The sequence below is a fragment of the Streptomyces sp. NPDC056231 genome (assembly GCF_048270745.1).
In the GTDB taxonomy this organism is placed as follows: domain Bacteria; phylum Actinomycetota; class Actinomycetes; order Streptomycetales; family Streptomycetaceae; genus Streptomyces.
Genome location: NZ_JBLVKW010000044.1, coordinates 1 through 19,796 on the forward strand (window position 1 = coordinate 1; position 19,796 = coordinate 19,796).

13 protein-coding genes are annotated in these 19,796 nt (G+C 69.5%); 11 read left to right on the forward strand and 2 right to left on the reverse strand.

The window, feature by feature from the left end; genetic code table 11:
* Positions 1-98 precede the first annotated feature (98 nt).
* Positions 99-2,081: a TerD family protein gene (locus ACNPQM_RS27930; RefSeq protein ID WP_418086147.1), complete on the forward strand. Its 1,983-nt coding sequence runs from the start codon at positions 99-101 to the stop codon at positions 2,079-2,081.
* A 245-nt stretch (positions 2,082-2,326) separates the two neighbouring features.
* The gene (locus tag ACNPQM_RS27935; RefSeq protein ID WP_358860208.1) at positions 2,327-3,319 is read left to right on the forward strand and encodes a TerC family protein; all 993 of its coding nucleotides are present in this window, start codon (positions 2,327-2,329) and stop codon (positions 3,317-3,319) included.
* A 47-nt stretch (positions 3,320-3,366) separates the two neighbouring features.
* Here ACNPQM_RS27935 and ACNPQM_RS27940 read toward each other — a convergent pair whose 3' ends face one another.
* Entirely contained in the window at positions 3,367-4,023 is a 657-nt protein-coding gene (locus tag ACNPQM_RS27940) for an MBL fold metallo-hydrolase (protein ID WP_358860207.1), read from the reverse strand.
* Between the two features lie 10 nt (positions 4,024-4,033).
* Entirely contained in the window at positions 4,034-4,723 is a 690-nt protein-coding gene (locus ACNPQM_RS27945; protein ID WP_358860206.1) for a maleylpyruvate isomerase family mycothiol-dependent enzyme, read from the reverse strand.
* 177 nt (positions 4,724-4,900) lie between these two features.
* Between ACNPQM_RS27945 and uvrA the strand changes: the two genes are divergently transcribed.
* From uvrA to ACNPQM_RS27990, 9 genes are all read left to right on the forward strand, one after another.
* Positions 4,901-7,936: an excinuclease ABC subunit UvrA gene (uvrA, locus tag ACNPQM_RS27950; RefSeq protein ID WP_418086148.1), complete on the forward strand. Its 3,036-nt coding sequence runs from the start codon at positions 4,901-4,903 to the stop codon at positions 7,934-7,936.
* Between the two features lie 436 nt (positions 7,937-8,372).
* Positions 8,373-8,801, forward strand: a complete 429-nt coding sequence (locus ACNPQM_RS27955) for a Rieske (2Fe-2S) protein (RefSeq protein ID WP_358860204.1) — start codon at positions 8,373-8,375, stop codon at positions 8,799-8,801.
* Positions 8,802-9,129: 328 nt separating this feature from the next.
* Positions 9,130-11,160: an excinuclease ABC subunit UvrC gene (uvrC, locus tag ACNPQM_RS27960; protein ID WP_418086149.1), complete on the forward strand. Its 2,031-nt coding sequence runs from the start codon at positions 9,130-9,132 to the stop codon at positions 11,158-11,160.
* Entirely contained in the window at positions 11,157-12,158 is a 1,002-nt protein-coding gene (gene rapZ, locus ACNPQM_RS27965) for an RNase adapter RapZ (RefSeq protein ID WP_418086150.1), read from the forward strand. The genes uvrC and rapZ overlap by 4 nt, the downstream gene beginning before the upstream one ends.
* The gene (locus ACNPQM_RS27970; protein WP_358860201.1) at positions 12,155-13,192 is read left to right on the forward strand and encodes a gluconeogenesis factor YvcK family protein; all 1,038 of its coding nucleotides are present in this window, start codon (positions 12,155-12,157) and stop codon (positions 13,190-13,192) included. Before rapZ ends, ACNPQM_RS27970 begins: the two co-directional genes overlap by 4 nt.
* On the forward strand, positions 13,183-14,172 hold the full coding sequence (gene whiA, locus ACNPQM_RS27975) for a DNA-binding protein WhiA (RefSeq protein ID WP_030919772.1): 990 nt from the start codon (positions 13,183-13,185) through the stop codon (positions 14,170-14,172). Before ACNPQM_RS27970 ends, whiA begins: the two co-directional genes overlap by 10 nt.
* Positions 14,173-14,327: 155 nt before the next feature.
* On the forward strand, positions 14,328-17,279 hold the full coding sequence (locus ACNPQM_RS27980) for a M14 family zinc carboxypeptidase (RefSeq protein ID WP_418086151.1): 2,952 nt from the start codon (positions 14,328-14,330) through the stop codon (positions 17,277-17,279).
* Between the two features lie 185 nt (positions 17,280-17,464).
* Positions 17,465-18,469 carry a type I glyceraldehyde-3-phosphate dehydrogenase gene (gene gap / locus ACNPQM_RS27985; protein ID WP_358860199.1) on the forward strand — a complete coding sequence of 335 codons (1,005 nt, stop codon included), beginning with the start codon at positions 17,465-17,467 and terminating at the stop codon, positions 18,467-18,469.
* A 110-nt stretch (positions 18,470-18,579) separates the two neighbouring features.
* Entirely contained in the window at positions 18,580-19,791 is a 1,212-nt protein-coding gene (locus tag ACNPQM_RS27990; RefSeq protein WP_418086152.1) for a phosphoglycerate kinase, read from the forward strand.
* The last annotated feature ends 5 nt before the right edge of the window (positions 19,792-19,796 follow it).

The following is a 19,796-nucleotide window of genomic DNA, read 5'->3' on the forward strand; positions in this document are numbered from 1 at the left end:
GCCGCCGGGAGCTGCCCCTGCATGGCACCGCACCACGGCATCACGCCGACAGACGCGCGCCGCGCCGCGCCGCAGCAACTCGTCGAGGGGACAGAGCAATGACGGCCGAGCTGGTCCGGGGGCAGAATCACACCTTGCCCCAGACCCGTCTGGAGATCCGGGTATCGGCCGGCACGCCCGTCGTGGCGGGTGCCACGCTCGGCGACGAGCAGGGCACCGTGCACGGCGTCGAGTGGATCGCCCACCCGGGCTCGCCCCAGCTGCCCGGACTCGAAGTGTCCAAGCAGGCCGCCGCCGGGCACCGGCTCGCCGTCGACCTCGACGCCCTGCCCGCTCCGGTGCACCGCGTCACCGTGCTGCTGGCGCTGCCCATGGGCGTCGGCGGCCCGGTCAGGTTCGGCGCGGTCGCCGCACCCTTCGTCGCTGTCACGGGTCTCGAAGGCACCGAGATCGCCACCTTCACCCTCACCGGTCTCGACAGCGAGTCCGCAGTCGCAGCCCTGGAGCTCTACCGCCGCCAGGGCGCCTGGAAGGTCCGCGCGGTCGGCCAGGGCTACGCGGGCGGCCTCGCCGCGATGCTCGCCGACCAGGGGGTGTCCGGCGCGCAGGAGCTGGCCCGGTCGGTCCATGAGGCGGTCGCCCGGGGCATGGCCCGCTCGGTGGCGCCACCCCCGCCCCGCACCCCGGAAGGCGACCGGGTCCGCCACGCCGGCGCGGCCTCCGGCCAGCAGGCGCCCGCGACACCTCCCGCCCCACCGATCGGCGACCCGGCCCCGGCAGCCACCCCGCGGCCCGACCCTGCACAGCCCCGGCCGGCCGACGGCGCGGTCCCCACAGCGGGTCCCGCCACCAGTGGCCCCATCAACTACGCGCACCCGCGCCGCCAGTCCGCGGCGCCCCCGCCGCCCCCGCCCACCGCACCGCCCGCCGAACCGGGCCGGCCAGCCCAGCCCGTCGCCGGGGACGCGACCGGCTGGTCCATGGAGGAGCGCCTCTACAACCAGGTCTGGGGCATGTTCGAGGACCTGGCCCGCACCACCGCCGCGTACCGCAGCGCCGTCGACTTCGCCGAGTCCCGCATGGACCAGGAGCTCGACCGGGCCCTGTCCGACCCGCGCAACCGGATCGGAGGAGCGGGCGACCGGGCCCGCGAGGAGGCCCGCACCAAGCGGGACCAGCTCACCGACCGGGCCCGTGCGGCGCTCGACCGCGATCTCGCCCAGCTCGCCGCCGAGGCCGCCGTCGTCGAACCCGCACTCCCCGCCGCGTACGCGGGCTGGGACAACCCCGTCTGGCACGCCTACCGCGTCCCGATGGAGATCCCCATGGCCCTGCGGATCGGCGACCTCCATCTGCCCGAGAGCGTCGACCTGCGCATCCCGCTGCTCGTCCGGCTGCCGCTGGAGCGCGGACTCTGGGTCGACAGCGGGCGTACGGCCCCCGAGGCGGCGGCCCTGACGGGTCCGGACCAGCTCCGCCGCCTCGCCATGGAGAACGCCGTCGCGCACGCGGCCCGGCTGCTCGCCGTCTACCCGGCGGGTGAGTTCTCCGTCCATGTCATCGACCCCGCGGGCTCGGCCACAGCGGCGCTCGCGCCCCTGGTCGACTCCGGGGTGCTCGCCGCGCCCCCCGCCGCCGGCGCCGGGGGAGTGGCCTCGGTCCTCGCCCACCTCACCCGGCGCGTCGACCTCGTGCAGATGGCGATCCGGGCCGGCGCCGGCGATGCGCTCCCGCCGGACCTGGACACCGCCGAGCAGTTGTTGATCGTCAACGACTTCCCGCACGGCTTCGACGACCGGGCCGTCACCCAACTGCGCTACCTCGCGGACGAGGGCCCCTCGGTCGGCGTCCACCTGCTGATGGTCGCGGACCGGGAGGACGCGAGCGCGTACGGGCCGGTGCTCGACCCGCTCTGGCGCTCCCTGCTGCGGATCACCCCGGTCGCCGACGACCACCTGGCCGATCCCTGGGTCGGCCACGCCTGGACGTACGAGCCGCTGAGGACTCCGCCGGGCAGCCGGGTGCTGCACAACGTGCTCGCCCAGGTGGCCGCCGCCCGACGTAGCGGGCGGCGGCCTTGACCCATCGAACCGTCCCTAACCTGCGATTTTGAAAGATCTTTTTGCTGACCTTTACCTTTTCTTGGTATTCCCTGTACTGTTCTTCGAACGGAGGGGAGTACTCCCATATGCGGCGTGCCCGTCAGTACGGACTGTGACCGGTCCCGGGGCGTCGGCCCGTGGTGCGCACCCCGTGCGCCCGGGTGGAAGAGACCTTCGGCAGCGACGACGCTGATCAGTAGCCGTAGCGAACTGCCGGAGGCGCAGTGGACGTTTCGTGGACCCTCTGGGTGCTGACCATTCTTGGTCTGTCAGCCCTTATCGCCGTCGACTTCTTCATCGGGCGCAAGCCTCATGACGTGACGACAAAGGAAGCCGGAATCTGGACGATCGTCTGGATCGCGCTGGCTGTGCTCTTCGGACTCGGCCTGCTCGTGTTCGGTGAGAGCCAGGCATCGGGCGAGTTCTTCGCCGGGTTCATCACCGAGAAGTCGCTCAGCGTGGACAACCTCTTCGTCTTCGTCCTGATCATGGCGAAGTTCTCGGTGCCGTCCCATCTCCAGCAGCGCGTGCTGCTGGTCGGCGTGCTGATCGCACTGGTTCTGCGAGCGGTCTTCATCGCTGCGGGCGCCGCGGTCATCGCCAACTTCTCGTGGGTCTTCTACATCTTCGGCGCGTTCCTGATCTACACCGCCTGGAAGCTCATCCAGGAGGCGCGGGCCGGTGAGGAGGAGGACGACTTCGAGGAGAACCGTCTCCTCAAGTCGATCGAACGCCGCTTCGGTGTCGCCGACAGGTACCACGGCACCAAGCTCTTCATCAGGATCAACGGCAAGCGCGTCCTGACTCCGCTGATGGTCGTCATGCTCGCCATAGGCACCACCGATGTGCTGTTCGCGCTGGACTCCATCCCCGCGATCTTCGGGCTGACCCAGGATCCGTACATCGTCTTCACCGCCAACGCCTTCGCCCTGATGGGGCTGCGGCAGTTGTACTTCCTCATCGGCGGTCTGCTGAAGAAGCTGGTCCACCTCAGCTACGGGCTCTCGGTCATCCTCGGCTTCATCGGCGTCAAGCTGGTGCTGCACGCTCTGCACGAGTCCGGGGTGCATGTCCCCGAGATCTCGATCCCGGTCTCCCTCGGCGTCATCTGCGGCGTGCTGGTGATCACCACGATCACCAGCCTCCTCGCCAACAAGAAGCAGGCCGCGGCCGAGGCCGACCGCGAGGTGGAGAAGAGTTCCCGCGTCGAGGCCTGATGCGGCCGTGCGGGTGGGCGGTGCGACCGCTCACCCGCACTCTCGTGTCACCAGCCGCGGGCGCGCCACTCGGGCAGCTGCGGACGCTCGTCGCCGAGCGTCGTGTCGTGGCCGTGGCCCGGATAGACCCAGGTCTCGTCAGGCAGCACGTCGAAGAGCTTGGTCTCCACGTCGTGGATCAGGCTCGCGAACGCCTTGGGGTCCTTGTGGGTATTGCCGACCCCGCCCGGGAAGAGGCAGTCCCCGGTGAACAGATGCGGGGCGCCGTGCGGGTCGTCGTAGACCAGTGCGATGGAGCCCGGGGTGTGACCGACCAGATGACGCGCGGTCAGGGTGACCTGCCCCACCCGGATCGTGTCGTCGTCGTCGACCAGCACATCGGTCGGGACCGGGATGCCCTCGGCGTCGTGCCGCCCCGCATAGGTGAGCGCACCGGTGGCCGCCACCACCTCGCCCAGCGCCTGCCAGTGATCGCCGTGCCGATGGGTGGTGACGACGGACGCGATGGAGTCGTCACCGATCAGCCGCAGCAGGGCGGGGGCGTCGGCGGCCGCGTCGATCAGGAGCTGCTCGCCGGTGGCCCGGCACCGCAGCAGATACGCGTTGTTGTTCATCGGGCCTACAGCGACCTTGGAGATCATCAGGTCCGTCAACTCGTGTACATCCGCAGGTCCGCCGACCTTGACCGCTCCGCTGTACGTCATACGTCTCAGCCTATAGCGGCGGCAGTACGGGGAGAGGGCCGCCGTCGACCTTCAGCGCCGAGCCGTCGCGGCGCCCGGCGAGCCAGCCGAGCAGCTCCGGCGCCGGGCCGCGGACCGCGACGGACGGGCCCTCGGCGCCGCCACCCGTGGTCCAGATCCGGCCGTCGCCGGTGGTCAGCCCCGTGGAAACGACCTGCGGATGACGGCCGAACCGCTCCGCGAGGAAGTCGATCTCACGGGCCACGAATTCGTCCGGAAGGTCCTCGAGCTCGTAGCCGATTCCCAGGTCGACATGGTGCAGCTCGATCTCGACCCAGCGGCGGAAGGGTACCCGGGAGGCGGAGTCGGTGACGCCGTTGCGCAGGGTGACGGTGCGGGACCAGTCGGCCGGCTCTGCGGCGGCGGCCAGGAAGCGGGCCGCGCTCTCGCGCAGGTCGGCCAGCTGTTCGGTAAGCGGCCGGGGTGCGTCTCGCTCGATGTCCCGGTCGCGGGTTTCGCTGTCTGCGTACATGGGACGGCCCTGGAGAACGTTTACGAGCGCGTCGGCGTTACGGGAAAGGTGTGCAAGGACATGGCCCCGGCTCCAGCCGGGCAGCCGTGACGGTTCGGCGGCGGTGACGTCGTCCAGTTTCACCGTCGCGCCGAGGAGCCGGTCCGTCGCTTCACGTACGGATGCCAGGTCGTGCTCGTGATCAATCATGCGGCCGAGCCTAGCCTCGGCACTCGTTCGGGTGAAGGAGTCGCCGACCGTCCGTAAATCGAATGCGCGTGCTATACGCTCGGAGTCGAAAAAGCTTCGTACACCGCTGTGGTGCCCCCCATACCCTGGGACAGGGGCTCAGTTCCCCCATTTCTCTCTAGAAAGGTGCGGACCGGCGTGACCGACCGTCTCATCGTCCGTGGCGCTCGCGAGCACAACCTCAAGAACGTCTCGCTCGACCTTCCCCGCGACTCCCTCATCGTCTTCACCGGGCTCTCCGGGTCGGGCAAGTCGTCTCTCGCGTTCGACACGATCTTCGCCGAGGGCCAGCGCCGGTACGTGGAGTCGCTCTCCTCGTACGCCCGGCAGTTCCTCGGCCAGATGGACAAGCCGGACGTCGATTTCATCGAGGGCCTGTCGCCCGCCGTCTCCATCGACCAGAAGTCGACCTCGCGCAACCCTCGCTCGACGGTCGGCACGATCACCGAGGTGTACGACTACCTCCGGCTGCTCTTCGCCCGGATCGGCAAGCCGCACTGCCCCGAGTGTTCTCGCCCCATCTCCCGCCAGTCGCCGCAGGCCATCGTCGACAAGGTGCTCGGCCTGCCCGAGGGCAGCCGCTTCCAGGTGCTGTCACCACTGGTGCGTGAGCGCAAGGGTGAGTTCGTCGACCTCTTCACAGATCTGCAGACCAAGGGCTACAGCAGGGCCCGGGTCGACGGCGAGACCATCCACCTCGCCGAGCCGCCCAAGCTGAAGAAGCAGGAGAAGCACACCATCGAGGTGGTCATCGACCGTCTCACGGTGAAGGACGGCGCCAAGCGCCGGCTGACCGACTCGGTCGAGACGGCGCTCGGGCTCTCCGGCGGCATGGTCGTGCTCGACTTCGTCGACCTCCCCGAGGACGACCCCGAGCGTGAGCGGATGTACTCGGAGCACCTCTACTGCCCGTACGACGACCTCTCCTTCGAGGAGCTGGAGCCGCGCTCCTTCTCCTTCAACTCCCCCTTCGGCGCCTGCCCCGACTGCACGGGCATCGGTACGCGGATGGAGGTCGACCCGGAGCTGATCGTCCCCGACGAGGAGAAGTCCCTCGACGAGGGCGCGATCCACCCCTGGTCGCACGGCCACACCAAGGAGTATTTCGGGCGGCAGATCGACGCGCTTGCCGCAGCCCTCGGATTCCGTACGGACATCCCGTGGGCCGGGCTGCCTCAGCGGGCCAGGAAGGCCCTGCTCTTCGGCCACAAGATCCAGACCGAGGTCCGCTACCGCAACCGGTACGGGCGCGAGCGCGCGTACACCACCCCGGCCTTCGAGGGCGCGGTGCAGTTCGTCAAGCGGCGGCACTCCGACGCCGAGAGCGACTCCAGCAGGGAGCGCTTCGAGGGCTATATGCGCGAGGTGCCCTGCCCGACCTGTGAGGGCACCAGGCTGAAGCCGATCGTCCTCGCGGTCACGGTGATGGAGAAGTCCATCGCCCAGGTCGCTGCGATGTCCATCAGCGAGTGCGCCGAATTCCTCGGCCGGATGAAGCTGAACGCCCGCGACAAGAAGATCGCCGAGCGGGTGCTCAAGGAGGTCAACGAGCGGCTGAAGTTCCTCGTCGACGTCGGCCTCGACTATCTCTCGCTGAACCGCGCGGCAGGCACTCTGTCCGGCGGTGAGGCGCAGCGCATCCGGCTCGCCACCCAGATCGGCTCCGGACTCGTCGGCGTGCTGTACGTGCTGGACGAGCCGTCCATCGGCCTCCACCAGCGCGACAACCACCGGCTGATCGAGACGCTGGTCCGGCTCCGTGACATGGGCAACACGCTCATCGTCGTCGAGCACGACGAGGACACCATCAAGGTCGCCGACTGGGTCGTCGACATCGGCCCCGGCGCCGGTGAGCACGGCGGCAAGGTGGTCCACTCCGGCTCGCTCAAGGAACTGCTCGGCAACGAGGAGTCGATCACCGGCCAGTATCTGGTCGGCAAGAAGGCCATCGCGATGCCCGACATCCGGCGCCCGGTCGACCCGACGCGCAGGCTCACGGTGCACGGAGCCCGGGAGAACAACCTCCAGGACATCGACGTCTCCTTCCCGCTGGGGGTGCTCACGGCCGTCACCGGAGTCTCGGGGTCGGGGAAGTCGACCCTGGTCAACGACATCCTCTACACCCACCTGGCGCGCGAGCTGAACGGCGCCAAGACGGTCCCCGGGCGGCACACCCGGGTCGACGGCGACGACCTGGTCGACAAGGTGGTACACGTCGACCAGTCGCCCATCGGCCGTACACCCCGGTCCAACCCGGCGACGTACACCGGTGTCTTCGACCATGTCCGCAAGCTGTTCGCCGAGACGATGGAGGCGAAGGTGCGCGGCTATCTGCCGGGCCGCTTCTCCTTCAACGTCAAGGGCGGCCGCTGCGAGAACTGCTCCGGCGACGGCACGATCAAGATCGAGATGAACTTCCTGCCGGACGTGTACGTCCCGTGCGAGGTCTGCCACGGGGCGCGGTACAACCGGGAGACGCTGGAGGTCCACTACAAGGGCAAGTCGATCGCCGAGGTGCTCGACATGCCGATCGAGGAGGGCCTGGAGTTCTTCGAGGCCGTCCCGACGATCGCCCGCCATCTCCGCACGCTCCACGACGTGGGCCTCGGATACGTCAGGCTCGGCCAGTCCGCGCCGACGCTCTCCGGCGGTGAGGCGCAGCGCGTGAAGCTCGCGAGCGAGCTCCAGAAGCGCTCCACCGGCCGCACGGTCTACGTCCTGGACGAGCCGACCACCGGACTGCACTTCGAGGACATCAGCAAGCTCATCAAGGTGCTGTCCGGACTGGTCGACAAGGGCAACTCGGTGATCGTCATCGAGCACAACCTCGATGTCATCAAGACCGCGGACTGGGTCATCGACATGGGGCCCGAGGGTGGCAGCGGCGGTGGCCTGGTGATCGCCGAGGGCACGCCGGAGCTGGTCGCGACGGTCCCGGCGAGCCACACGGGCAAGTTCCTCCAGGGCATCCTGGACGCGGACCGGGTGAGCGAGGCGGCGGTGCCCGCAGCGCGGAAGCCGGTGCGGAGGACGGCTGCGAAGAAGACGGTGGCCGCGAAGTCGTCCCCTGCGCGGAAGACGGCGACGGCCAAGACGGATGCTGTCGGGAGCGCGGCGGCCAAGCCGGCCAAGACGGCTGTGGCGAAGAAGACGACCCGCGCGCGCAAGGCCTGACCCGCGGCGCGTCGAGGTGACGGCTCCCGGCCGGCAGGCGGGCAGCCGTCACCTCGTGGACGGCCACAGCCGGCCGCTCCGGGCCACGCTCGACTGCCGCCCGGTCACGGCCCGGCGCGGGCGGCCACAACCGGCGACGGTCACCACCGCCTGGCCGCCTGCTGCCGTGCGGCGCGGTTGGCCCGGCCCACCACCGCCGCGGTCCGCGTCGGCCGTTGTGGGTCGGTCATGCCTGCTCAGGCGTCGTCGCGACCGGTCCTGACCAGGCATGACCGTCCACGACCGGCCCGGCCGCAGGGCCGCCCGTCTCCGCCGGTATCGTCGGTTCTGTCACTGATGCCGGTGGCGCCCCGGGTGCCTTCCGGTACCTCTGGCGCACCCTGCGCCTCTCCGAAGCCCCCTCCTCGTCCCACCCCTCTCACCCCGTGGAGTCCGCATGTCCGGCCAGCCCGCCGCCCGCCGTACCGTGCTGAAGGGTGCCGCTCTCGCCGGTGTCGCCGGGCTGGGAGTGGCTGCCTGTTCGACCGAATCGAAGCTCGGGCACGCCCAGACACCGACCCCCACGGCCCCCGTCGAGCTCGGCTCCCCGGACGAGGTGCCGGTCGGCGGATCCAAGCTCTACCGCGAGCAGCGGGTCGTCGTCTGCTGCCCGGCCAAGGGCGAGTTCAAGGCGTTCAGCGCCCAGTGCACCCACGCGGGCTGCCTGCTGGACAAGGTCGAGGACAACGAGGGGAACTGCCCCTGCCACGGCAGCCGCTTCGACACGACCACCGGCAAGGCGGTGCGCGGTCCGGCGACCGTGCCGCTGCCCTCCGTCCCGGTCCGGGTCGAGGGCGGAAAGCTGATCGCCGGTCCTGACGCCTGACGTCCTGGGCCGGGTCGTTTCCAAGGCGTCCCTCTGGACCGTTTCCGAGGCCGGGACGTCCGACGCCTGCAAGGTGGTGAACATCGCCACCGGCGACGACGTGACGCGGTACGCCACCGAGGGAGCCCGCAAGAGCTCCGGATGGCACGGGCGTCCTCGCCGTGCTGGTCCTGCGCGGTGAGGGCGCGCCGCACAGCCGCCGGCACCACCACCGTCACAGGCACCCGCTGCCCCGTGCTCCGGGGCGCACTCGCTCAACCCGTGCCCGGAGCACGGCATTGCCACGGACGTCACCGCACTGTCACTGCCCGCAAGTAGGGTGGGAGCCATGGCAGACCCCTCCAGCTACCGCCCCAAGCCGGGACAGATCCCCGACTCGCCGGGGGTCTACAAATTCCGCGACGAGCACCGCCGGGTGATCTACGTCGGGAAGGCGAAGAGCCTGCGCCAGCGCCTGGCCAACTACTTCCAGGACCTGGCCAATCTCCACCCCCGTACGCGCACGATGGTCACCACGGCCGCCTCCGTCGAGTGGACCGTAGTCGCCACCGAGGTCGAGGCGCTCCAGCTGGAGTACTCCTGGATCAAGGAGTACGACCCCCGGTTCAACGTCAAGTACCGGGACGACAAGAGCTATCCGTACCTCGCGGTCACGCTCAACGAGGAGTTCCCGCGCGTGCAGGTCATGCGCGGTGCCAAGAAGAAGGGCGTGCGCTACTTCGGTCCGTACGGGCACGCCTGGGCGATCCGCGAGACCGTCGACCTGATGCTCCGGGTCTTTCCCGTACGCACGTGCTCCGCGGGTGTCTTCAGGAACGCCGCGCGGACCGGCCGCCCCTGCCTCCTCGGCTACATCGGCAAGTGCTCGGCGCCATGCGTCGGCCGGGTCACCCCGGAGGAACACCGCGAACTTGCGGACGATTTCTGCGACTTCATGGCCGGCCGCACCGGTACGTACATCCGCCGCCTGGAGAAGGACATGATGGCGGCGGCCGAGGAGATGGAGTACGAGCGGGCGGCCCGGCTCCGCGACGATGTGGAGGCTCTCAAGCGGGCCATGGAGAAGAGCGCCGTCGTGCTCGCCGACGCCACCGACGCCGACCTGATCGCTCTCGCCGAGGACGAGCTGGAGGCCGCCGTGCAGATCTTCCACGTCCGCGGCGGCCGGGTGCGCGGCCAGCGCGGCTGGGTCACCGACAAGGTCGAGGCGGTCGACACCTCGAGCCTCGTCGAGCACGCCCTGCAGCAGCTGTACGGGGAGGAGACGGGCGACTCCGTCCCCAAGGAGGTCCTCGTCCCGGCCCTTCCGGAGCACCCGGACGCGGTCTCCCAGTGGCTCGCCGACCGCCGGGGCTCCCAGGTCAGCCTGCGCATCCCGCAGCGCGGCGACAAGAAGGACCTGATGGTGACGGTCCAGCGCAACGCCCAGCAGGCCCTGGGGCTGCACAAGACCAAGCGCGCCTCCGATCTGACGACGCGCTCCCGCGCCCTGGAGGAGATCACCGAGGCGCTCGGCCTCGACACGGCTCCGCTGCGCATCGAGTGCTTCGACATCTCCCACCTCCAGGGTGACGACGTGGTCGCCTCGATGGTCGTCTTCGAGGACGGTCTGGCCCGCAAGAGCGAGTACCGCCGCTTCCAGATCAAGGGCTTCGAGGGCCAGGACGACGTCCGCTCGATGCACGAGGTGATCGGCCGCCGCTTCAAGCGGTACCTGCAGGAGAAGGAACGAACAGGGGAGTGGGAGGAGATCCCTGCCCCCACCGGAGCGGTCCCGGCCCCGGAAGCCTCCGGTGCCGGCCCCTTCGAGAACGAGTCCCGTGAGGACGACGGCCGCCCCAAGCGGTTCGCCTACCCTCCGCAGCTCGTGGTGGTCGACGGCGGCCAGCCGCAGGTCGCCGCGGCCAAGCGGGCCCTCGACGAGCTGGGGATCGACGACATCGCCGTCTGCGGCCTCGCCAAGCGTCTCGAAGAGGTCTGGCTGCCCGACGACGACGACCCCGTGGTCCTGCCCCGCTCCAGTGAGGGCCTCTACCTCCTGCAGCGTGTCCGCGACGAGGCCCACCGCTTCGCGATCACCTACCAGCGCGCCAAGCGGGCCAAGCGCATCCGCTCCAGCCCTCTCGATGCGGTCGCCGGACTCGGCGAGACCAGGAAGCAGGCGTTGATCAAGCATTTCGGCTCCGTGAAGAAGCTGAAGCACGCGACAATCGACGAGATCTGCGAGGTTCCGGGAATAGGCCGCAGGACGGCGGAATCAGTGGCTCTCGCCCTCGCCTCGGCCGTCCCGGCCGCGCCTGCCGTGAACACGGCGACAGGAGAGATCATTGAAGAGGACGACGGGGGCAGCGCAACATGACTGAGCACGAGCAGGAACAAGAGCACAATCAGCAGAACCGGCACGAGCAAGAGCGCGCGCACGACCGCACAGACCGAGCAGACGGAGCAGGACACGTGAGTACGGGCACCACGACCGAGATGGGCGATGCCACTGCGGCCATCCCCGAGCTGGTGATCATCTCCGGTATGTCGGGCGCCGGGCGGTCCACCGCCGCCAAATGTCTGGAGGACCTCGGCTGGTTCGTCGTCGACAACCTGCCACCCGCGCTGATCCCCACCATGGTGGAGCTGGGCGCCCGGTCGCAGGGCAATGTGGCCCGGATCGCCGTCGTCGTCGACGTGCGCGGCCGCCGCTTCTTCGACAACCTCCGCGAATCCCTCGCCGACCTCGAGGCCAAGCACGTCACCCGGCGCATCGTCTTCCTGGAGTCCTCCGACGACGCGCTGGTCCGCCGGTTCGAATCGGTCCGCCGCCCGCACCCCCTCCAGGGTGACGGCCGCATCGTCGACGGCATCGCGGCCGAGCGCGACCTGCTGCGCGAGCTGCGCGGTGACGCCGACCTGGTGATCGACACCTCCAGCCTCAACGTGCACGAGCTGCGCGCCAAGATGGACGCCCAGTTCGCGGGCGACGAGGAGCCGGAGCTGCGCGCCACGGTGATGTCGTTCGGCTTCAAGTACGGCCTGCCGGTCGACGCCGACCTGGTGGTGGACTGCCGCTTCCTGCCCAATCCGCACTGGGTTCCGGAGCTGCGCCCGTTCACCGGGCTCAACGAGGAGGTGTCGGCGTACGTCTTCGACCAGCCGGGCGCCAAGGAGTTCCTCAACCAGTACACCGAGCTGCTGCAGCTCGTCGCCGCGGGCTACCGCCGCGAGGGCAAGCGCTATGTGACGATCGCCGTCGGCTGCACGGGCGGCAAGCACCGCTCCGTCGCAATGTCGGAGAAGCTCGCCGCGCGGCTTGCCACCGAAGGCATCGAGACCGTCCTCGTCCACCGGGACATGGGGCGCGAGTGACCAGTCGTAATCTGCGCCTGCGGCGGCTGCGCCGAGCCACCTCTGCGCTCTCCGCCCGCAAGCGCGGCGCCCAGCAGCCCAAGGTCGTCGCCCTCGGCGGCGGCATGGGGCTGTCCGCTTCGCTCGCGGCGCTGCGCCGGATCACCGGTGATCTCACCGCAGTGGTCACCGTCGCCGACGACGGCGGCTCCAGCGGCCGGCTCCGTGAGGAGCTCGGCGTCCTGCCGCCCGGCGACCTCCGGAAGGCGCTCGCCGCGCTCTGCGGCGACGACGACTGGGGCCAGACCTGGGCCCAGGTCATCCAGCACCGCTTCCAGTCCAAGGGCGATCTGCACGAGCACGCGGTCGGGAATCTGCTGATCGTCGCCCTGTGGGAGCAGCTCGGCGACCATGTGCAGGCCCTGGACCTGGTTGGCAAGCTCCTCGGCGCGCACGGCCGGGTGCTGCCCATGTCCGCCGTGCCGCTGGAGCTCCAGGCGCTCGTACGGGGCCACGACCCGGCCCGGCCGGACGACGTGGACACGGTGCGCGGCCAGGCGACGGTGGCACTCACCCCCGGTGAGGTGCAGTCCGTGCACCTCGTCCCGAACGACCCGCCCGCCGTCCCGGAGGCGGTCGAGGCGGTCCTGGACGCGGACTGGGTGGTGCTCGGCCCGGGATCGTGGTTCTCCTCGGTGATCCCGCATCTGCTCGTACCGGAACTGCTCGACGCGCTCGTCGTGACGAAGGCCCGCAAGGTCCTCTCGCTCAACCTCGCACCGCAGCCCGGTGAAACTGATGGCTTCTCTCCGCAGCGTCATTTGGAGGTTTTGGGACGACACGCCCCTAAACTCGCCCTGGACGTGGTGCTGGCCGACGAAGCCGCCGTGCCCGATCGCGAGTCCCTCGCCGAAGCCGCGAAGCGGCTCGGTGCCGCGGTCGAGCTGGCGCCGGTGGCCTCACCCGACGGCGTTCCGATCCATGATCCGGAGCTGTTGGCCGCCGCGTACGACCGTATTTTTCGGATGCATGGAAGGATCGGCCCATGGCGATGACGCCAGCGGTGAAGGACGAAATCTCTCGGCTTCCCGTGACCCGGACCTGCTGCAGGAAGGCAGAGGTCTCGGCGATTCTTCGGTTCGCGGGCGGGCTGCACCTGGTGAGCGGCCGGATTGTGATCGAGGCGGAGCTGGACACCGCTATGGCGGCACGCCGGCTGAAGCGGGACATTCTCGAGATCTTCGGGCACAGCTCGGAGCTGATCGTGATGGCCCCCGGCGGTCTGCGGCGCGGCTCCCGCTATGTCGTACGCGTGGTGGCGGGCGGCGACCAGCTGGCCCGCCAGACCGGCCTGGTGGACGGCCGAGGCCGCCCGATCCGCGGTCTGCCGCCGCAGGTGGTCTCGGGGGCCACCTGCGATGCCGAGGCCGCCTGGCGTGGGGCATTCCTGGCCCACGGCTCGCTCACCGAGCCGGGCCGCTCCTCCTCGCTTGAGGTGACCTGCCCGGGCCCCGAGGCGGCGCTCGCGCTGGTCGGCGCGGCCCGCAGGCTCTCCATCGCGGCGAAGGCACGCGAGGTGCGTGGCGTCGACCGCGTCGTCGTCCGCGACGGCGACGCGATCGGTGCGCTGCTCACCCGGCTCGGCGCTCATGAGTCGGTGCTCGCCTGGGAGGAGCGGCGGATGCGCCGCGAGGTCCGCGCCACGGCCAACCGGCTGGCCAACTTCGACGACGCCAATCTGCGCCGCTCCGCGCGGGCCGCGGTGGCCGCGGGTGCCCGGGTGGGGCGTGCCCTGGAGATCCTGGGCGAAGAGGTGCCTGAGCACCTTGCGGCGGCCGGACGGCTGCGCATGGAACACAAGCAGGCATCCCTGGAGGAACTGGGGGCGCTCGCCGACCCGCCGTTGACGAAGGACGCGGTCGCCGGCCGGATCCGCCGGCTGCTGGCCATGGCCGACAAGCGGGCCCAGGACCTCGGTATCCCGGGGACGGAATCCACCCTCAGTGAAGAGCTCGCGGACGGCTTGGTGGGCTGAATGTGACGTTCCAGGCCAACTGGCCGCTGCCGGTGCCCCGACGGGGTACCGGCAGCGGCTTTTACGGACCCTGTTACGACCCTTGACTTGATCATGGGGTTGTCATGAGCCTTGCGTCGGTTCACTCATGTGGCAGCCAACAGCAAGGGGGGCTTATGAGACGCAGGGCGAGATCGATGCTCGCAGCGGCTTCACTGCTGATAGCGGGTCTGGCGGCGGCACCCGTCGCCCAGGCGCAGGACGGACAGGCATCCAACGCGGGCGCCGACGCGGTGAAGGTCTACAACGCCGATGTCACCAAGGAGCAGATTCCGCTTCTCCTCGCGGCCGGCCAGGACGCACACGAACTGGGCGAGCGCGCGCCCGACAAGGGCACCGCGAAGGTCGAGCTCTTCCTCACCGACGCCGAAGCGGCCGGTCTGAAGGCGAAGGGCGTCGAACTCATTGAGCGCAAGGTCTCGGCTCGGACGCAGCGCGGGCTGGCCGCCGCTGGGGACGGCGTCTTCCGCCCGTACAGCGGCAAGGGCAACATCCAGGAAGAGATCATCGCGACCGGAAAGGCCCACCCGGGCCTCACCAAGGTCATCTCGATCGGTAAGACGCTCCAGGGCCAGGACATCCTCGCCCTCAAGCTCACCAAGGGCGCCAAGACCGCCGGGGACGGCTCCAAGCCCGCGGTGCTGTACATGTCCAACCAGCACGCCCGCGAGTGGATCACGCCCGAGATGACCCGGCGGCTGATGCACTACTACCTCGACAACTACGGCAAGGACCCGCGGATCACCAAGATCGTGGACTCCACCGAGCTGTGGTTCGTGCTCTCCGCCAACCCGGACGGCTACGACTTCACCCACAACTCCGACGGCCAGCGGCTGTGGCGCAAGAACATGCGCGACAACAACGGCGACGGCGCCTACACCGCCACCGACGGCGTCGACCTCAACCGTAACTTCGCCTACAAATGGGGCTACGACAACGAGGGTTCGTCCGCCAACCCAGCGAGCCAGACCTTCCGCGGCGCGGGCCCCAACTCCGAGCCGGAGACCGTCGCCCTGGACCGCTTCGAGAAGCGGATCGGCTTCGAGTACGGCATCAACTACCACTCCGCCGCCGAGCTGCTCCTCTACGGCGTGGGATGGCAGGTCGCCACCCCGACCCCCGACGACGTCCTGTACAAGGCCCTCGCCGGTACGCCCGAGAACTCAGCCGTCCCCGGCTACTACCCGCAGGTCTCCTCCGAGCTCTACACCACCAACGGCGAGGCCGACGGACACGCGGCGAACGTCAACGGGATGATGATGTTCACCCCGGAGATGAGCACCTGCCAGACGGCTTCCGCCATCGACCCCGATGACGCCTGGCGCGCCGAGGACTGCCAGTCCGGGTTCAACTTCCCGGACGACGAGAAGCTGATCCAGCAGGAGTTCGCCAAGAACATCCCGTTCGCCCTCTCGGTCGCCGAGACCGCCGCCCACCCCGACCAGCCCTCCTCCGCGGTCGGCCTGACCGCCCCCGACTTCACCCCCGACACCTTCACCACCTCCTACGCCCGCGGTGGCGACCAGGAGATCTCCGTCGTGGCCCGCAAGTCGCTGCGCGACAAGGAGCTGAACTACCGCGTCAACGGGGGCCGCACGCACAAGGAGGACCTCGAAGCCTGGAAGGGCGGCAAGTTCTACGGCGGCAAGGACAACATTCACTTCGACGACTACCGGGCCGAGGTCGAGGACGCGGAGCCGGGTGACCGGGTCGAGGTCTGGTTCACCGGCCGCACGAAGGGCGGCCAGCGCACCTCCAGCGAGCCCTTCACCTACACCGTCGCCGAGCGCGCCAAGGCGAACACCCTGGTGATCGCCGAGGAGGGTGCCGCCGCCCAGAACGCCCAGCTGTACGCCGACGCCCTGAAGGCCAACGGCCGCAGCGCGGTCGTCTGGGACGTCGCCACCCAGGGTGTACCGCACCCGCTCGGGGCCCTCAGCCACTTCTCCACCGTCGTGCACTACGCCGGAACCAGGACGCCCGGCGGACCCACGCAGCTGGCGCTCCGTGACTTCCTCAACGGAGGCGGCAAGCTGATCGAGGCCGGCACCCGGGCCGGCGGCAACGTCCAGATCGGCCGGGCTGTGACGGACGACTTCAGCCAGTACTACCTGGGGGCGTACGGCCGTGTGAACGCCAACGGCGCCACCGGGTTCAACGGCAGCGGAGTCCTCGTCGGCGCCACCGGCGGACTCAGCGGCAGCGCCGACGGTCCGCTGAATGCGGCCGGCGCGTACACGGTCACCTCGGACAGCCTGCCCGCGACGGAGTTCCCGCAGTTCAAGAGCGCCGAGGCGGGCCGGTACGCCGGAATCGTCAATCCGTACGCCCCCTACGCCGGCCAGTGGATGGCGGCCGCCACGCACACGGACAACGACTGGAAGCGGCTGACCCGTACCGTCGATCTGACGGGAGTCAGCGCGGCCGACAAGCCCGAGCTGCGCTTCGCGGTCAATTGGAACACCGAGCAGGGCTACGACCACGCCGTGCTGGAGGCGCACACCACCGGGGCCGAGGACTGGACCACGCTGCCCGAGGCCGGCGGTGCCACCAGGACTGCGGTGCCCACGGAGTGCGAAGCCGGGTACTTCATCAACGGCCACCCGTTCCTTCGGCACTACCTGACCCTCACTGCGGCCGGCTGCGTGGCCAACGGCACCAGCGGAGCCTGGAACAGCTTCACCGGCTCCTCCGCCGGCTGGAAGCAGGTCGCCTTCGACCTCAGCGGCTACGCGGGCAATAAGGTCGAACTGTCCCTGAGCTACATCACCGACCCCGGCTCCGGCGGCCGCGGTGTGTTCGCGGACAACGCCGCCCTGTTCGTCGGAGGGACGGAGAAGGAGTCCGAGGGCTTCGAGACCTCCCTCGGCGCCTGGACCGTGCAGGGCGCGCCGGCCGGCAGCCCGGCCGTCGACGGAGACTGGGCCCGCACGGGTGAGCTCTTCAAGTCGTACGCGTCGGTGGCCACCCGCGACACCGTGCTGCTGGGCTTCGGGCTCGAGCACCTCGTGAACCCGGACGAGCGCACGCGGCTCGTCGGAAAGGCACTCGCTGCCCTGCGTCGTTGACGCCGAGCAGCCACAGGATTGCGGCGGTCCGTGCCCCTAACCGGGGGGTACGGGCCGCCGCGCCGTGTATACGGCCGCTTGATGTCATGCCTGGGCATCGGGGGAGGTAGGGTCGTAGGCGGTCGGGGACATCTCATGAAGCTAGCCGGCGTCGAAACCCGGCTTACCAACGAGGAGATCGGTTCGTGACGATCCGCGTAGGCATCAACGGCTTTGGCCGCATCGGTCGTAACTACTTCCGCGCGCTGCTGGAGCAGGGTGCGGACATCGAGATTGTGGCTGTCAACGACCTGGGGGACACTGCGACCACGGCTCACCTGCTGAAGTACGACACCATTCTGGGTCGTCTGAACGCAGAGGTCAGCCACACCGCCGACAGCATCACCGTCGACGGTCACACCATCAAGGTGCTCTCCGAGCGCAACCCGGCCGACATTCCCTGGGGTGAGCTGGGCGTCGACATCGTCATCGAGTCGACCGGCATCTTCACCAAGAAGGCCGACGCCGAGAAGCACATCGCCGGTGGTGCCAAGAAGGTCCTCATCTCGGCTCCGGCCAAGGGCGAGGACATCACCATCGTGATGGGCGTCAACGAGGACAAGTACGACGCGGCCAACCACCACGTCATCTCCAACGCCTCCTGCACCACCAACTGTGTTGCGCCGATGGCCAAGGTTCTGGACGAGAGCTTCGGCATCGTCAAGGGCCTCATGACGACGGTTCACGCGTACACGAACGACCAGCGCATCCTGGACTTCCCGCACTCCGACCTGCGTCGCGCCCGCGCCGCCGCGGAGAACATCATCCCGACCACGACCGGTGCCGCCAAGGCCACCGCTCTGGTGCTCCCTCAGCTCAAGGGCAAGCTCGACGGCATCGCGATGCGCGTTCCGGTCCCGACCGGCTCGGTCACCGACCTGGTCATTACGCTGGAGCGCGAGGTCACCCGCGACGAGGTCAACGCCGCCTTCCAGAAGGCCGCCGAGGGCCCCCTCAAGGGCAAGCTCGTCTACACCCAGGATCCGATCGTGTCCTCGGACATCGTCTCGGACCCGGCGTCCTGCACCTTCGACTCTCTGCTGACCATGGCAGAGGGCACGCAGGTCAAGGTCATCGGCTGGTACGACAATGAGTGGGGCTACTCCAACCGCCTCGTCGACCTGACCGTGTTCGTCGGCAGCCAGCTCTGACCGCCGAATCGGCAGGCACCTCGATGTGAGCACGGGGCTCGGACAGCGCAACGCAGCGCCGTTCGAGCCTCGTTGCATGCTCTCTCCCGCCCTCCAAGGAGTCCAGCAAGATGAAGACGATCGACGAACTTCTCGCCGAAGGGGTCACCGGCAAGCGCGTATTCGTCCGCGCCGACCTCAACGTGCCGCTGAGCGGCACCACCATTACCGACGACGGCCGCATCCGCGCCGTCCAGCCGACCGTGCAGAAGCTCGCCGCGGCCGGTGCGAAGGTCATCGTCGCCTCGCACCTGGGCCGCCCCAAGGGCGCCCCGGACCCGGCCTTCTCCCTGGCCCCCGCCGCCGCCCGGCTCGGCGAGCTGATCGGCGCCGACGTCGCCTTCGCGACCGACACGGTCGGCGAGTCCGCCCGCGCCACGGTCGCAGCCCTCACCGACGGCCGGGTCGCCGTCATCGAGAACCTCCGCTTCAACCCCGGTGAGACGTCGAAGGACGACGCCGAGCGCGGCGCATTCGCCGACCAGCTCGCCGAACTCGCCGACGTCTACGTGGGCGACGGCTTCGGAGCCGTCCACCGCAAGCACGCCTCGGTCTTCGACCTCCCGGCCCGGCTGCCGCACGCCGCGGGCGACCTGATCGCCACCGAGGTCGGCGTGCTGAAGAAGCTCACCGAGGACGTCGCGCGTCCGTACGCCGTCGTGCTCGGCGGCTCCAAGGTCTCCGACAAGCTCGGCGTCATCGACCACCTCCTGGAGCGGGCCGACCGCATCCTCATCGGCGGTGGCATGGCGTACACCTTCCTCAAGGCCCAGGGCCACGAGGTCGGCAGTTCCCTCCTGCAGGAGGACCAGATCCCGGCGGTGCTGCAGTATCTGAAGCGCGCCGAGGAGAAGGGCGTGGAGTTCGTGCTCCCCGTCGACGTCGTCGTCTCCGAGCAGTTCCCGGACCTCAGGACCAAGGCGCCGACCCAGCACAGCACCGTGCCCGCGCACGCCATCCCGGCCGGCGTGATGGGTCTGGACAACGGACCCGAGACCAACAAGCTGTACGCCTCGAAGCTCGCCGACGCCGTCACCGTCTTCTGGAACGGCCCCATGGGCGTCTTCGAGCACCCCGACTACGCCGAGGGCACCCGGGCGGTCGCCCAGGCCCTCGTCGACTCCTCGGGCTTCAGTGTCGTCGGTGGTGGCGACTCCGCCGCTGCCGTCCGCATCCTGGGCTTCGACGAGAACGCATTCGGCCACATCTCGACCGGTGGCGGCGCCAGCCTCGAATACCTCGAGGGCAAGACGCTTCCCGGCCTCGCCGCACTGGAGGACTGACCTTT